The 13,242-nt window shown below is 58.2% G+C and carries 13 protein-coding genes and 1 pseudogene; 7 read left to right on the plus strand and 7 right to left on the minus strand.

Annotated features, from left to right (window positions below; translation table 11 throughout):
• Positions 1–10: 10 nt before the first annotated feature.
• The gene (locus tag ABDX87_RS27660) at positions 11–907 is read left to right on the plus strand and encodes a LysR substrate-binding domain-containing protein (RefSeq protein WP_346830754.1); all 897 of its coding nucleotides are present in this window, start codon (positions 11–13) and stop codon (positions 905–907) included.
• Between the two features lie 83 nt (positions 908–990).
• Here ABDX87_RS27660 and ABDX87_RS27665 read toward each other — a convergent pair whose 3' ends face one another.
• On the minus strand, positions 991–3,075 hold the full coding sequence (locus tag ABDX87_RS27665) for a pyridoxamine 5'-phosphate oxidase family protein (RefSeq protein WP_346830755.1): 2,085 nt from the start codon (positions 3,073–3,075) through the stop codon (positions 991–993).
• A 332-nt stretch (positions 3,076–3,407) separates the two neighbouring features.
• On the opposite strand from ABDX87_RS27665, the gene ABDX87_RS27670 reads away from it, so the two are divergent.
• Positions 3,408–4,190, plus strand: coding sequence for a sulfite exporter TauE/SafE family protein (locus ABDX87_RS27670; protein ID WP_346830756.1), 783 nt, complete (start codon positions 3,408–3,410; stop codon positions 4,188–4,190).
• Positions 4,191–4,251: 61 nt separating this feature from the next.
• On the opposite strand, the gene ABDX87_RS27675 is transcribed toward ABDX87_RS27670, so the two are convergent.
• Positions 4,252–5,172 carry a LysR family transcriptional regulator gene (locus ABDX87_RS27675; RefSeq protein ID WP_346830757.1) on the minus strand — a complete coding sequence of 307 codons (921 nt, stop codon included), beginning with the start codon at positions 5,170–5,172 and terminating at the stop codon, positions 4,252–4,254.
• Positions 5,173–5,281: 109 nt separating this feature from the next.
• Between ABDX87_RS27675 and ABDX87_RS27680 the strand changes: the two genes are divergently transcribed.
• Positions 5,282–6,151, plus strand: coding sequence for an SDR family oxidoreductase (locus ABDX87_RS27680; protein WP_346830758.1), 870 nt, complete (start codon positions 5,282–5,284; stop codon positions 6,149–6,151).
• A gap of 116 nt (positions 6,152–6,267) precedes the next feature.
• Here ABDX87_RS27680 and ABDX87_RS27685 read toward each other — a convergent pair whose 3' ends face one another.
• The 3 genes from ABDX87_RS27685 to ABDX87_RS27695 all read right to left on the minus strand — a co-directional run bounded on the left by ABDX87_RS27685 (position 6,268) and on the right by ABDX87_RS27695 (position 8,512).
• Positions 6,268–7,572: a tyrosine-type recombinase/integrase gene (locus ABDX87_RS27685; protein WP_346830759.1), complete on the minus strand. Its 1,305-nt coding sequence runs from the start codon at positions 7,570–7,572 to the stop codon at positions 6,268–6,270.
• Positions 7,573–7,716: 144 nt separating this feature from the next.
• Positions 7,717–7,968 carry a glutaredoxin 3 gene (gene grxC / locus ABDX87_RS27690; RefSeq protein WP_346830760.1) on the minus strand — a complete coding sequence of 84 codons (252 nt, stop codon included), beginning with the start codon at positions 7,966–7,968 and terminating at the stop codon, positions 7,717–7,719.
• A 25-nt stretch (positions 7,969–7,993) separates the two neighbouring features.
• Positions 7,994–8,512, minus strand: coding sequence for a carboxymuconolactone decarboxylase family protein (locus ABDX87_RS27695; RefSeq protein WP_346830761.1), 519 nt, complete (start codon positions 8,510–8,512; stop codon positions 7,994–7,996).
• A 131-nt stretch (positions 8,513–8,643) separates the two neighbouring features.
• Here ABDX87_RS27695 and ABDX87_RS27700 point away from each other — a divergent pair, with 131 nt between their 5' ends.
• From ABDX87_RS27700 to ABDX87_RS27715, 4 genes are all read left to right on the plus strand, one after another.
• Positions 8,644–9,456 carry an AraC family transcriptional regulator gene (locus tag ABDX87_RS27700; protein ID WP_346830762.1) on the plus strand — a complete coding sequence of 271 codons (813 nt, stop codon included), beginning with the start codon at positions 8,644–8,646 and terminating at the stop codon, positions 9,454–9,456.
• A 272-nt stretch (positions 9,457–9,728) separates the two neighbouring features.
• Entirely contained in the window at positions 9,729–10,394 is a 666-nt protein-coding gene (locus ABDX87_RS27705; protein ID WP_346830763.1) for a DJ-1/PfpI family protein, read from the plus strand.
• A 120-nt stretch (positions 10,395–10,514) separates the two neighbouring features.
• Positions 10,515–11,201: a glutathione S-transferase family protein gene (locus tag ABDX87_RS27710; protein WP_346833638.1), complete on the plus strand. Its 687-nt coding sequence runs from the start codon at positions 10,515–10,517 to the stop codon at positions 11,199–11,201.
• A gap of 85 nt (positions 11,202–11,286) precedes the next feature.
• Complete coding sequence (locus tag ABDX87_RS27715) at positions 11,287–11,826, plus strand: cytochrome P460 family protein (RefSeq protein ID WP_346830764.1); 540 nt, start codon at positions 11,287–11,289, stop codon at positions 11,824–11,826.
• Positions 11,827–11,925: 99 nt separating this feature from the next.
• On the opposite strand, the gene cynR is transcribed toward ABDX87_RS27715, so the two are convergent.
• Together cynR and ABDX87_RS27725 are read right to left on the minus strand one after the other, a co-directional pair.
• Positions 11,926–12,822 (minus strand): transcriptional regulator CynR, encoded by an 897-nt coding sequence (cynR, locus tag ABDX87_RS27720; RefSeq protein WP_346833639.1) that lies wholly within the window; start codon positions 12,820–12,822, stop codon positions 11,926–11,928.
• Positions 12,823–12,997: 175 nt separating this feature from the next.
• Positions 12,998–13,131 (minus strand): annotated as a pseudogene (locus ABDX87_RS27725) (hypothetical protein); the annotation flags it as partial.
• Between the last annotated feature and the right edge of the window lie 111 nt (positions 13,132–13,242).

Below are 13,242 nucleotides of genomic sequence, written 5' to 3' on the forward strand. Positions count from 1 at the left end.
AACTCAACACATGAAAAATATAGAACAGTTAAATAATGATCCTCCGCTACGGGCCGTTCGGACTTTCGAGGCGTTCGCGCGTCATGGTGGCGTCAATACCGCTGCCCGGGAGCTGGATGTCTCGCCCTCGGCCATCAGCCATCAATTGCGTCTGCTTGAGGAGTTTCTCGGCCAGGCGCTGACCTCACGGCAGGGGCGCAATCTGATCCTGACCGACGAGGGAAGGGAGTACTACCGGGCGATCCGTTCGGCATTTTCCGTGCTGCGCAGCGCCACCGAGCACGTTCGGGAAAAGTCGGCGACGCGGCAGGTCACCATCAGCCTGATTCCGATGTTCGGCATCAATCTCTTTATTCCACGGCTCGGCGAGTTTCTTGCCGAGAACACTGGCGTCGACGTCAACGTGACCTACGCCAATCACCGTAGCTACCCCAGCGACGCCGCTGACATCTCCATTCGCTTTGGCAGCGGGCTTTGGCCGGGTTACCACAGCGAGCCGCTTATTTCCGGGGACGTGACGGCGTGGTGCAGTCCGGCCTTTCTGGCGCGTCACGGCAGTATTGATACGCCGCAGGCATTGATCGATCTGCCATTGCTGCATGACGAGGAACGCGGTACGTGGGGGCAATGGTTGCAAGCTGCCGGAATCAGGCACCCGGCAGCGCTGCAAGGCCTGTTGTTCGAGGATGGCCAGCTCGCGCTGACCGCTGCACTTAATGGGCTGGGTTGCGCATTGCTGCGCGAGCCCTTGATCGCGCCGCTGCGTGATCGGGGGGAGCTGCTCAAGCTGTTTGACCAGACCCTCGACGACGGTCGCGCCTATTACCTGTGCCGCCGCGCTGATGGCGAGTTGTCCCGCGAAGGGTTGAATCTGTACAGCTGGCTCAAACGCGTGCTGCTGGCGTGAGGCCGACAGCAACGCGCTATTTTCAAACCCTCGTGCTCATCAATGTGTTTGGGCAGCAGGCGGTTTGTGTCATGGACCGTGCGTCATAGCTCCAGATGCAGCGGCTCAGTCCCGGCAGCAGGAAAGGCACAGCAAATCAGTGCTTCACCGGCGGGAATCGGAAACTCCGGCGGCTGAGCGTAGGTCACCGCGCCCTGCAGAATGTTGGTGCGACAGGTGCCGCAAGAACCCCCACGGCAGCCGAAGGGTGGCGCCAGGTCGCGTTGTTCGGCCAGCTCCAGCAGCGAGCCTCCGCCTGGGTTCCAGCGGGCCTCCTTGGTCGAGGCCATGAACATCACCGGCACTGACTCGCTGGAGATCGGCGCAAGTTCCACCACGGGTGCGGCGTTGCTCGCAGAGCGTTGCAGACTGGACGGACCGAACGCTTCGGCATGGATGCGCGAGTCGTTGATATCCAGTGCCCGCAGGCCGTCATACATCTGTTGCATGAAGCCTTGCGGGCCGCACAGATAAAAGTCGTAATCACCGAACGGCAAGAGCTCTTGCAGCAGGCTGACGTTCAAGCGGCCCTCTCGCTCGTAATCCACACCCTGTTCGGCACCGGTGACGTTACTCAAGGCCCGCACGTAGCGCAGCTTGCCTTCCGAGGCGGCGGCGAGCGCCGAGAATTCTGCCTGAAAGGCAAGCTGCGCCTTGTTGGACGCGGACTGAAACACCCACGTAGGTCGGAGATACCGGGTGCGCTGCCCCTCGTGAACCAGGTGCCGCGCCATGGCCAGTGCCGGCGTCACACCGACGCCCGCCGCGAGGAGCACCACTGAGCGGCGGACCGCAGCGTCGACGGTAAAGATCCCCGCCGGGGCGCGAGCCTCGATCAGATCGCCGACCTGCAGGTTGTCGTGCAGGTGCGTGGAGACAACGCCTTCACGTTTCACGCTGATGCGCAGCACATCGTCTGTCGGCGCGCTGGACAGCGTGTAGGTACGCACCAGTGGCTTGTCTTGTCCGGCAAGGGGGACACGAATCGGCAGATGCTGCCCGGCCAGGCGGGTCGGCACACCCACGCCGTCATCGGGCAGCAGGTGGAATGAACGGATGGTTTCGCTCTCCTGAACAATGTCGATGACCCGGTAGGGACGCCAGCTCTGTTGCAGGGCGGCTGCCTTCAGCCGCCTGTCCATGTCTTCCCAACTGCCCGTCATCAGCACGTTGGGCGATGTGCCGTTTTCCATGTCGACCCAACGCAACGGCAACCCGCCGGGACGGCGAATCACACGCTCGGGGAAAAAACGCCACATGCGTTCGGCGCCGATGAAAGCCAGGGTCTCAGCGGAATCGAGAATGACCTCGATGCGCCCGGTCATCTGCAGCAAGTCGCCAGTGCGCATGTCGACAAACACCAGGCCAGCGCGCGGGTTGATCAACAGGTTGCCGAGGGTGTTGAAGAACAGATTGCCATTGAAGTCCGGCACGGTCAGCGCGCCGTTTTCGTCCACCTTTACGAAGCCAGGCTTGCCGCCGCGATGGGAGACATCGACCTGGCACTGTCCGTCACGCATGACGTAGGAGGCGACGTAGAAAGAATCCGCGGCGGTTATCGTGGCGATGTCGTGTTCGTTCAGAGCGTCGGACTGGCTGACCTCGCCCGGCGGCGTGTCGTCGAAGGCGTAGCGACGAAGGTGAATATACCGCGGGCAATTGCCGTAGGACTGCGTCGGGTCGATCTCGAAGGCGGCGTCACTGCGGCGGCGTACGAAGCCATTGAGCCGGTTACGACGCCGGGTGTGCAGTTCCATGCCGAGCATGCCGATACCGTCGCCGTCCTCCATGCCCGCATCCGCGGGGTCCGCCGGTTCCCGAGGCAGATCGAGGACCAGCCGCCGTGGATCGGGCGAATGCATGAAACCCGGTTGTCCGGCACGCAGCGTAGCCCAGGGGTTGCCCTGCGGGTCGACGCTGCCCAGCACCACGAAAGGCAACTGGGCGTAAAACTCCCGATGCTGATCAGGCAGCCAGTCTCGGGCCATCTGCAGCTGACCGGGTTTGACCATTCGCTCGATTGCGCCGACGCTGTGCTGCAGACGCAACTCGCCCTCGTGCCAGGGCGACGTTTTGCTCTCTTCCGTGGGTGTGTGCATGGCGGCCATCTCGGCGAGGGAATGCGCCATCCTCCTGCAAAGGTCTGCAATGCAGAATATCTCTCTGACTTAATTCTGCATTTCACGGTGCGAAATGATCATTCGGAGAGCGATGACAAGCGCCAACGTTCAACACAACCCGAATGATGTTCCGGTGAGGATCGACATGGCGCAGGCCATGTTGGAGGGGTTGCCAGCCAGGTCTCCCTATTGCTGCGGATGAAATGCTGGATTGTAAACGCTGGTAATTCCGCAGTGAGTGCAGGGAGCCGACACTGGCGCCATCGACAGCAATCCCTTAAACCGCACGGTGTAGTCGCACCAAATCTGCCTTCGCCACGTGCTCTTATTCGGAGAACTTCATGGAATTCTTGCTCTATCTTGCCCTGGGCGCATGCGCCGGTGTGCTCGCCGGCCTGTTCGGCGTCGGCGGCGGCCTCATCATTGTCCCGGTGCTTGTTTTCAGTTTCACGGTGCAAGGTTTCGACAGTTCGGTATTGACCCATCTGGCGGTAGGCACCTCACTGGCAACCATCATCTTCACCACCATTCTGTCGGTACGCGCGCATCATCGTGCAGGCGCCGTGCAGTGGAACGTATTTGGCTGGATGACCATTGGCATTCTGATTGGCGCGGTGCTGGGTTCTTTCACCGCCAGCCGCATTGCAGGCCCCAATCTTCAGAAAATCATTGGTGTGTTCGCCATTGTGATGGCGATCAAAATGGCGCTGGATCTCAAGCCCAAAGTCGTCCGCGGAATTCCAGGTAAAAGCGCGTTGGCCGGTGCCGGCATCCTGATCGGTTGGGCGTCGGCCATCTTTGGAATTGGAGGGGGCTCTTTGACCGTGCCGTTTCTGACATGGCGCAGCCTCACAATGCAGCAGGCCGTGGCGACCTCGGCCGCCTGCGGGTTTCCGACGGCAATCGTGGGGACGATCAGTTTCATGTTGCTGGGCCGGCATGATCCATTATTGCCGGAGCACAGCCTGGGATTTGTGTACCTGCCTGCGCTGATCGGCATTGCGCTGACCAGCATGTTCTTCGCGCAATTCGGCGCGAAACTGGCACACCGTCTGTCACCCAAAATGCTAAAGCGATTGTTCGCCTTGATGCTGGTCGTCGTGGGGATCAGTTTTCTTGCATGAACTGACCTGTCCAATGCCTGCCTTGTCTGTTGCCCGACAGTCCAGGCGGCTTGCGCAGGTATCAGTCTGCCCTGAACTTGTCTCTGATTGTCTGGTGGAAATGCTCCACTAAAAAGTCGACAAAAACGCGGGTCTTGGCAGGCAAGGCTTTGCGCGCAGGAAAATAGACGGACACCGGACCCAGGTCCACGTACCAATCCGGCAATAATCGCGTCAACTCTCCGTTTTGCAGCCATGGCCAGGCGCGATCCACTGGCACCAGCGCCACGCCGTACCCCATTCGGGCGCAACTGCACAGCGCCTCTGGATCGTTCATGATCGCCGCCGGTTCGAGATTCAAATCGAACGTCTCCCCAGCGCGATTACGCAGGGTCCAGGAGCGCAGCCTGCCGGTGTCCGTCGATCGCATGACAACACCAGGCTGCCCCTGTAAATCTGCAGGTGTCAAAGGCAGCGGCCGACCCTTCAGCCATTCCGGTGAAGCGACTGCCACAAGGTGGAGTTTGGCGATCTCCCGCGCGACAACCCCCGGGGACAGCTCCATGCCTCCGCCAATGGCGACGTCGAACCCATCACCGATCAAGTCAACCCGGCGGATTTCCAGTTGCCAATCCGGTATCACGGCGGGGTAGCGTTGCTTGAAGAGTTTAAGCATGGGAAGGAGATGATCGTATGCCAGGGAAGGTGCCACGTTCACACGTAAGCGACCTGCAGGAACGTCGCGAGCGGCGCCCAGCTGAGCGATCGCGCCCTGAATAGTTTCCAGACTGCCGGCGACCTGGGAATAGAACGCCTCACCTGCTTCCGTCAGGGTGAGGCTCCGCGTGTTCCGATGGAATAGACGGGTTTCCAGTCTGGTCTCCAGTCGGGCGACATTTTTGCTGACGGCTGCGGCGGAGACGCCCATCTGGCGCGCCGCTTCGGAAAAGCTGCCGACTTCTGCAGCGCGAACGAATGACTCGAGACTCCCCAAGGTTTCCATGAGGTGCTCCAACGTTTGGTTGAAGCTGATTCTACCTGTTGAGGACTAATTCATCCCCGGGATTGCCTTCATAGTCCGCCTGTATTTCCTAACCACACAGGCGAATGAGATGAAAAAAATGCTGGTCACTGGCGCTACGGGTCGCCTTGGCAGTGCAATTCTAGAGTGTCTGCTGCAACGCTGCGCGCCAGCCAATATCGTGGCGCTTGCTCGAGACCACGATAAGGCACAGGTGTTGGTCTCGAAGGGCATCGAGGTCCGTTACGGCGACTACAGCGATTACGACACCCTCGTGAGCGCTTTTGAAGGTGTAGACAGAATCTATATGGTGTCGGCAGTGGCGTTCACGGACCGGACGGCCCAGCACAAGAATGTCATTGACGCTGCGCGTTTCGCTGGCGTTCGTCACGTGATCTATACCAGCATCCAGCGCACCAGTGATCATCTCTGTCCTATTGACGGCGTCACCGACAGCGACATTGCGACGGAAAGCATGCTGGAAAACTCAGGTATGTCGTTCACCATCGTCAGGCACCCTTTGTACGCCAACGATCTGCCCATGTTCATCGGCGCGCAGGCGGCACACGAAGGATTTTCTTGCCCTGCCGGTGACGGCCGGATCGCCCTGGCCTGTTACCAGGAACTTGCAGAAGCCGGTGCGATTCTGTTGAGCCAGGATTGCGATGAAAATCGTCGGTATTTGCTCAACAGCGGACAGACCTGGTCATTCAGCGACATCGCTGACGCACTGTCAGGCCTGACGGGGAAGCCGATTGCATATGAGCCCATTTCCTCTCCCGCTTTCATACTTGCGCGTGAAAGTGAAGGCTGGCCTGCACACGTCGCTCTGTTTCTGAGTGGTTGGTACGCGGCGATCAAAGCAGGCGCATTTGAAGAGACCGGTACTGCACTTGAAGCACTCTTGGGGCGTAAACCAAAGCAACTTGAGTCGCTGCTCAAAGATGCCTTTGGCCTTTAGCGCCTGCCTATGCTGCCGGACCCGACACCTGATGGAGGAGGGGCACGAGCGTCCCGAGTGATGAAGCGAACGCCCGCTGCTGGCCTGTTGAGCAGGCGAAACGCCGAGTAGAGTCTTCAACCCCGTTCTTTCATGGGCAGACGCTTGATCGAATAGGCGCGTTTTTCATCTTCGGAGTTGTAATACACGTTCTGTGTCGTGCTGAGGCTGTTGTGTCGCAGGTCGACCTGCAGGTCCTTCATGTCCCGGTGGGGAGCGTCGAACGTGGCCGAGGTATGCCGTAGCCAATGCAGTGAGGCCGCGCGCAGGCGAGCGACGTCTTCATCGGACCAGCCTTCGGCCTGCATACGCTCCAGCGCGCGATCAAAGACCTCCTGGAGCAACAGCCGAATATGCCGGTCCGACAAGCCTGCACGGCCGCGCCGTGTAGCAATCAGCGGCGTGGTTTCGCGAAAGCCGGGGAGTGGTGATAAGCCTTGGTGCACGCGCCAGCGCTTGAGGTAGTTTTCGATGTAGTCGTCGCGCACGCTGATTTTGCCGGCCTTGTTGCCTTTTCCGACCACGTGATACCACCAGTTTCCGGCGCCATCCTGACGCAGATCGCCCATGCAGGGTGTCCAGTTGTCTCGCCCGACCAGGTCTGAAACGCGCAGGTACATCGCAAAAATCGTCGCCACGATGAACAGCGTACGCTCGTATTTATCATCCTGAGCCGCCATCTGCTCCGCCGTTTCCAGCACGAAATCCCACTGAAGTGAGGTCAGAATGCGGGTGTCTTGATCACCGGTCGTGCGCTGCTTGTATTTGCTCTTCTGCTTAACGGCCCGGAACGGGTTGTGCTCGCAGAAGCCTTCATCGATTGCATGCTGAAAAAAGCTGCCGCAGACCGCAAAAATCTGCGCAATCGAGCCTTGTGCCGGCTTGTAATGCTCCTGGAGAAGAGGGCGATTTTCCTCCGTGGCGCGTTTGCGTTCTTCCTTGGAAGCCGACTGACTGAAGGGCTTCCAGCACTCGTTCAGAACAAAGGTATCGGTGGCGAGTTTCTTGCGCGCACCGAGTCTCACAAACCGGGATTTGACCACAGGCCCAATCCAGGTGGGGTCCGGCGCCAGACAGAACTCAAGAAACGCTTCGGCATGGGTACGGCGCATCTCCAGCAGCGGGACATTGGCTTTGGTAAGTGTCCAGAGCAACAGCCGTTCGACGTGGGTGCGATAGGAATTGAAGGTAGATTCGTTGCCTGCGTAGGATTTCAAGAAGCTGCGAACCGCGCGATACCCCTCAATAGCCTGTACTTCGGCGGGAAACGCCATCAGATAGTCAGTGACGGCTGGCAACTCCTGCTTGAGCGAGCTGAAGTTGAGCTCACCAAAGCGCGCATAGGTTTCAAAAAGGGGATGAGGTGTGGAAGGCGCTGGCATGGGGATCGCTTGGCGGGGCAATGGCGGAATGCCGAGTATGATCCGTTGCAAGGCATGGAGATGCAACATCCGGGGTTGATTGTTATCGGATATTGCATCTGTTGAAGAATATGCCTGATCTGCCGTTTAAATCCCGGACCTGGCTCAAGCCAGCATCGACATCAACCCGCCTTGACGATCCAGTTTTGCCAGGTCGTCGAAGCCGCCGATGTAGGCGTTCTCGATGAAAATCTGCGGGACGGTCCGTCGTCCACTGCGTTTGATCATTTCTTCACGTTTGGCCGGTTGGGTCTGAACGTTGATCTCTTTCATCGAGATGCCTTTACTGGCCAGCAGCGACTTCGCACTGCGGCAGTAGGGACAGGTTTCGGTGGTATACAGCGTGACAGTCTTCATGCTCGGTCCCCTGGGTGTAACGTGCTCAAGCGTCGATCGCCGGGAAGTCGATATCCGTCAGCGCGACGTTGTTCAGGTAGTTGGTCAGTGTCTGAGAGGCGACGTGGGCAATCACTTCGATGATTTTGGCGTCGTCGATGCCGGCCGCGCGGGCCACTGCGATCTGTTCGCTGCTCAGATGACCGCGGGTTTCAGTGATCTGCCGAGCGAGGAGGGCATAGTTGTCGAGTTTTCCTTCACGGGCGCTAAGGATTTCCTGCTGGCTGAACCCGCTTTTGCCTGCGAACAATGTGTGGGCGGCCAGGCAGTAGTCGCAACCGTTAACCTGAGAGGTGGCGAGGGAGATCGATTCTTTTTCCTGGGCGCTCAGGGACGTTTTGCCCAGTGCGGCGGAGCTTTGTACGTAATGGCTTAGAACGACAGGAGCGTGAGCCAGAACACGGAACACGTTGGGCAGGAAACCGATTTTCTTTTGCACGCCTTCCAGCAGCGGACGAGTGACATCGGTGGCGTTTTCAAGGCTTACAGAGCTAATGCGGGTCATGATGTTTCTCCAGACATTCAGCGCGGCATGCGCTGGGTATGGAGTTCATGCTATAGGCCGTCGCTGGTTGTCTGGATGCAAATAAGCGGTAATATGCGACTGATCGTCCAAAGTCAGTGCGAGGGTTATTGATGGATCGTCTGTCTACTTTGCTGGCCCGTTTCGGTGTCAATGCCGGAACCTTTTACAGCGGTGCGTTCTGCGGTATCTCGGCCTTCGACGGGGATCAGACCTGTGGCCATCTTCATCTGGTGCAGTCAGGCGAAGTCCTGTTGAAACTGGCCGATGAGCGCGAGATCGCTATTACTGAGCCGACGCTGATTTTCTTTCCTCGGCCGTACCGCCATCGCTTATTCGCCAAAGAGGGATCGGGGGCCCAGTTGGTGTGTGCATCGCTGGACTTCGCTGGCGGCTCGGGGAACGCGCTGGCAAGGGCGTTACCGGATCATCTGATACTCAAGCTGAACGAAATTCCGACCATGGCAAGCACCCTGGACTGGCTGTTCGCCGAGGCGTTCGATGACGTTTGTGGTCGGGACGCGGTGATGGACCGTTTGTTCGAGCTGTTGGTCATTCTGTTGTTGCGACACATCCTGAGCAGTGGTGATCAGCAACCGGGGATGATGGCCGGCCTGGCCGATGCGCGTCTCTCTAAGCCCTTGAGCCTCATGCACGACGCGCCGGGCAAAGCCTGGACGGTGGCTGAACTGTCGGTGGCTGCCAATATGTCGCGCGCCAGCTTTGCCGAGCATTTTAAGCGCGTGGTGGGGCAGGCGCCAGCCGACTATCTCGTGAGCTGGCGCGTCAGCCTGGCGCAGAAGCTGCTGCGTGAGGGCAAGCCCATCGCGCTCATAGCCGAGGAGGTGGGTTATGAAAGTCCTTCAGCGCTGGCCCGAGCATTTCGCCGCAAAACCGGTGTCAGCCCTCGGGAGTGGCGGGGATGAAGCCTGATGCTCATTGACGCGCTCAGAGGAACGTATAGCTGTAGTTGAAAATCAGCCGTGTCTGGTCGGTGTCGACCAATCCGGATCCGTCCGTGCGACTGATTTCGAGAGGGCAGGTCAGTTGATCACTTTGCCGTTGCCGCCCATTTGATCAGGGGCGGATGCCGCTAAGAACCGACACAAAACACACCGCGGTATTTCAATTGATGAAAGAGTGGATTCCGTTTTCTGGTCGTTCTCCCCAGTGATTTTAAAGCGGAAGATGGCCTCACTTGATCAGCGAAATCCATTCAAAACTGCAGAGGCTCATGCCGATGAAACGTGTACTCATGCTGCTCGCTAACGGCGTTGAACCCTTGGAAATGGCGGCCTTTACTGACGTACTGGGCTGGGCCAATTTGCTCGGCGATCAACCCATCGAGTTGGTCAACGCCGGCCTTCGCAGAAGCATCGTCACGACGTTTGGCCTGTCACTCAATCCCGCTTTTTTCTTACGGGATCTGGATGTCAGTCGCTTCGACGCGCTGGCCTTACCTGGCGGTTTTGAGCCCGCAGGGTTTTATGAAGAGGCCCTGAGCGACCCCTTCTTATCCGCTATCCGACATTTCGTAGAGGCAGGTAAAACCGTTGCCAGCGTCTGCGTTTCATCCGTGTGCCTGGGGGCCGCCGGCGTGCTGCGCGGCCGGCATGCGACGACCTATCACCAGGAGGGCGGGAAACGGAAACAGCAACTGGTCGAAACTGGCGCGCTGTTCGTGGATCGACCCGTTGTCGTTGACGGCAGGATCATCACCTCCACAGGGCCTGGCACAGCCACGGAAGTGGCGTTTCAGTTGTTGGAGCAGTTGACCAGCGCCGAAAACGCCGCTTTGGTCCGCAAGAAAATGCGTTTCGCAACGCCTGACCGCGGCTGGTATGAGACCCCGCAGGTGCCGTAAAGCAAACCCCGGTTCTACCGTGTGCTGAAGGCTGAGCGACCCGTACTGGAGTGGCAGGATCTCAATACGGATGAGTACCTGACTGGGCTTTCTTGCTTATTTCATCCAGAGGGACAAACGATGACCCATGAAAGTAATGCCGTAGATTATTACTATTGGCCAACTGCAAATGGTCAAAAAGTCGCTATTTTTCTCGAAGAGTCGGGTCGTCCTTACACGGTTCACCCCGTCGACATTTCGAAAGGAGAGCAGTTCTCCGCCGAGTTCGTCCGCATTTCACCGAACCAGCGAATTCCAGCACTCGTAGACAGTGAGGCCGGCGTATCGGTTTTCGAGTCCAGCGCCATCTTGCTTTATCTGGCACAGCGACGCCGCCAGTTTCTCCCGCTGGACGCCAAGGGTGCAGCAGACGTCCTTCAATGGTTGTTCTGGCAGGCCGCAAACCTGGGCCCGATCCTCGCACAGACGATTTTTTTCCTGAATTATGCCGCGGACGATTCGCCGCTGGCGGTGACCCGATTCAAAAAGGAAACCGAGCGTCTTTACAGGGTGTTGGAGCAGCAGTTCTCGGGTCGTCCGTTCGTTGCTGGAGAATATTCCATCGCTGACATGGCGATTTATCCCTGGGTTGTCATGCATGGGAAACAGGGCATCTCCCTACACGAATATCCTCACGTGGCGGCCTGGATGAAAAAGGTCGGAGAGCGGCCAGCCGTCGTTCGCGCCTACGCTAAAGGTGAAGCGATTCGTCCTGCGTCGCGGGTTGATGCGGAAAGAAGAATACTCAATGGGCTCCCCCCGATTTGAAATCGGGATCTCATCCGTTGATTCATCAATATAACGGCGCCGGTTATAGCAACACTTCAACAGCGCCCGAACAGGAGCGTTTGTGATGACTTGGAAAATGCTGATGTTCACTGCGGCTGCCATCGCGACCGGCGGGGTGACGGGTCTCTCCGTGATCGCACAGGCTGATTCACCTGCCGCCACAACTGAAGGCTCGCCCATCTTTGGCGTTACGCTGCCGCCTGGTTACCGCGATTGGCAGTTTGTCAGCATTGCCCACGAGGAGGGTGACAAGCCTGACATTCGGGTCATCCTCGGCAATGACATTGCCATGAAGGCGTTCAGAGAGGGAACACTTCCATTCCCCGATGGCGCCATCATCGCGCGATTGGCTTATAAATATGAGTCCTCTGCACGAAATAACGCCATCTTCGGGCGGGATCAATCATTCGTGGCGGGTGAGCCTACCAACGTTCAGATTGAGGTGAAGGACTCGAAACGATATGCCAGCACTGGCGGATGGGGATACGGACAGTTCGAAGATGGAAAGCCCAATCCGAGCGAAAAGGTGATCAACAGCTGCTTTGCTTGCCATACCAAACTGCCGCCAGCCACGGACCTGATTTTCACCACCTATTCCAAGTGAATGGACGCTGCGCGGGTTGGGGAATATTCCGATTACCGGGTCTCGATGCGAAGGGAGAACCGAGGAAATCGGAAGAGCCCACGAGGGGTCGCCCAGCGATCAAATGCTGTTGTCCTGTAGGGTCATCTTTCCCAGCACCAGGTCCATGAAGGCGGTTGACGCAGCGCTGTGATAGTTATTCTTTCTTCTCAGCAGTGCAGCGCCGCGTTGAGGTGCCTTATCCTGCATCGCCAGTTTGCTTAACGCTCTGTCCTGCGTCGCTATCGGCTCTGGAAGAATGGTGGCGACCCCGGTATGTCGAATGATCTCCAACAACGTGTTTACCGAGTTCACCTCGACCACGATTTTGGGAGTAATGCGGGCCTTGCTGAAGTATTCGTCAATACAGGTTCGTGTGACGAAGTCAGGCGTCAGCAACGCAAAATCCAATTGCGCGACCTCTTCAGTCGTCAAGGCCGTCGGGTGGTCGTACAGCGGGTGATCACGTCCGACCATTAATCCCAACGTTTCGACAAACGCGGGAATCGACTCGATGTCTGCGTTCCTTACTTCGTCAAACGCAATGGCGATGTCCAGCGAGTCATCGGCCAGCCCCATCTCAATATCACCCATCGACAGTTCGAAAATTTCCAGGTGGATATTGGGATACCGTCCGGCGTAATCGCGAACAATCGGTCCTACCAGGTAGGCCATGAAGGTCGGCGTCATGGCGAGTCTCAGCGTCCCCCGTGAAAGGTCTTTCACATCGTGTAATGCGCGCTTGCCCGCTGCCAGTTCCACGAGCACCCGGCGAGCGCACTCGATATACGCTTGCCCTGCATCAGTGGGGGTGACCGTGCGCGATGTCCGGTCGAACAAGACAACGCCGAGCATGTCTTCCAGCTGGCGAATCTGTTGCGAAAGGGTGGGCTGGGAAACGTGGAGCACCTCGGCCGCGCGGGTGAAACCGCCGTTATCAGCGACTGCCAACAGATAACGCAGGTGTCTTAGCAGCATCACATTCACCGTTCAGGGAGGGGCATTTGCGTAACAGTGTATATCGCAGCGCCAGCCGGTACTGAGTGACGTCGCAGCCTGAGTCGTGAGATCAAATCCGTCACTTGACCTCATCTTCAGCTGAGCATCCTGACCACGGGGCTGTGGCTGGCCAGGAGTGCAAGCATTTCTGATCTCATGCGTGATGGACGGGTGTACTCAAGGTCACGAAATCTCGGCTAAGGTCGGGTGTACACCGATGGTTTCGTCGAAGAGCCGCTTTGTCGCACCGGCTCTAAGGGCAATCGCCAAACCCTGGATGGATCCCCCCAGTGCTTCGACCATACTCACCCTCAACCCCCGCACTAGACAGGATGTGTCTTATAGGGAAGAGCAGCGGGCGTCGGCCACACAATCGGCTACCGGCGTGGTCTTCACAAC

This window comes from Pseudomonas abietaniphila, from assembly GCF_039697315.1.
In the GTDB taxonomy this organism is placed as follows: Bacteria; Pseudomonadota; Gammaproteobacteria; order Pseudomonadales; family Pseudomonadaceae; genus Aquipseudomonas; species Aquipseudomonas abietaniphila_B.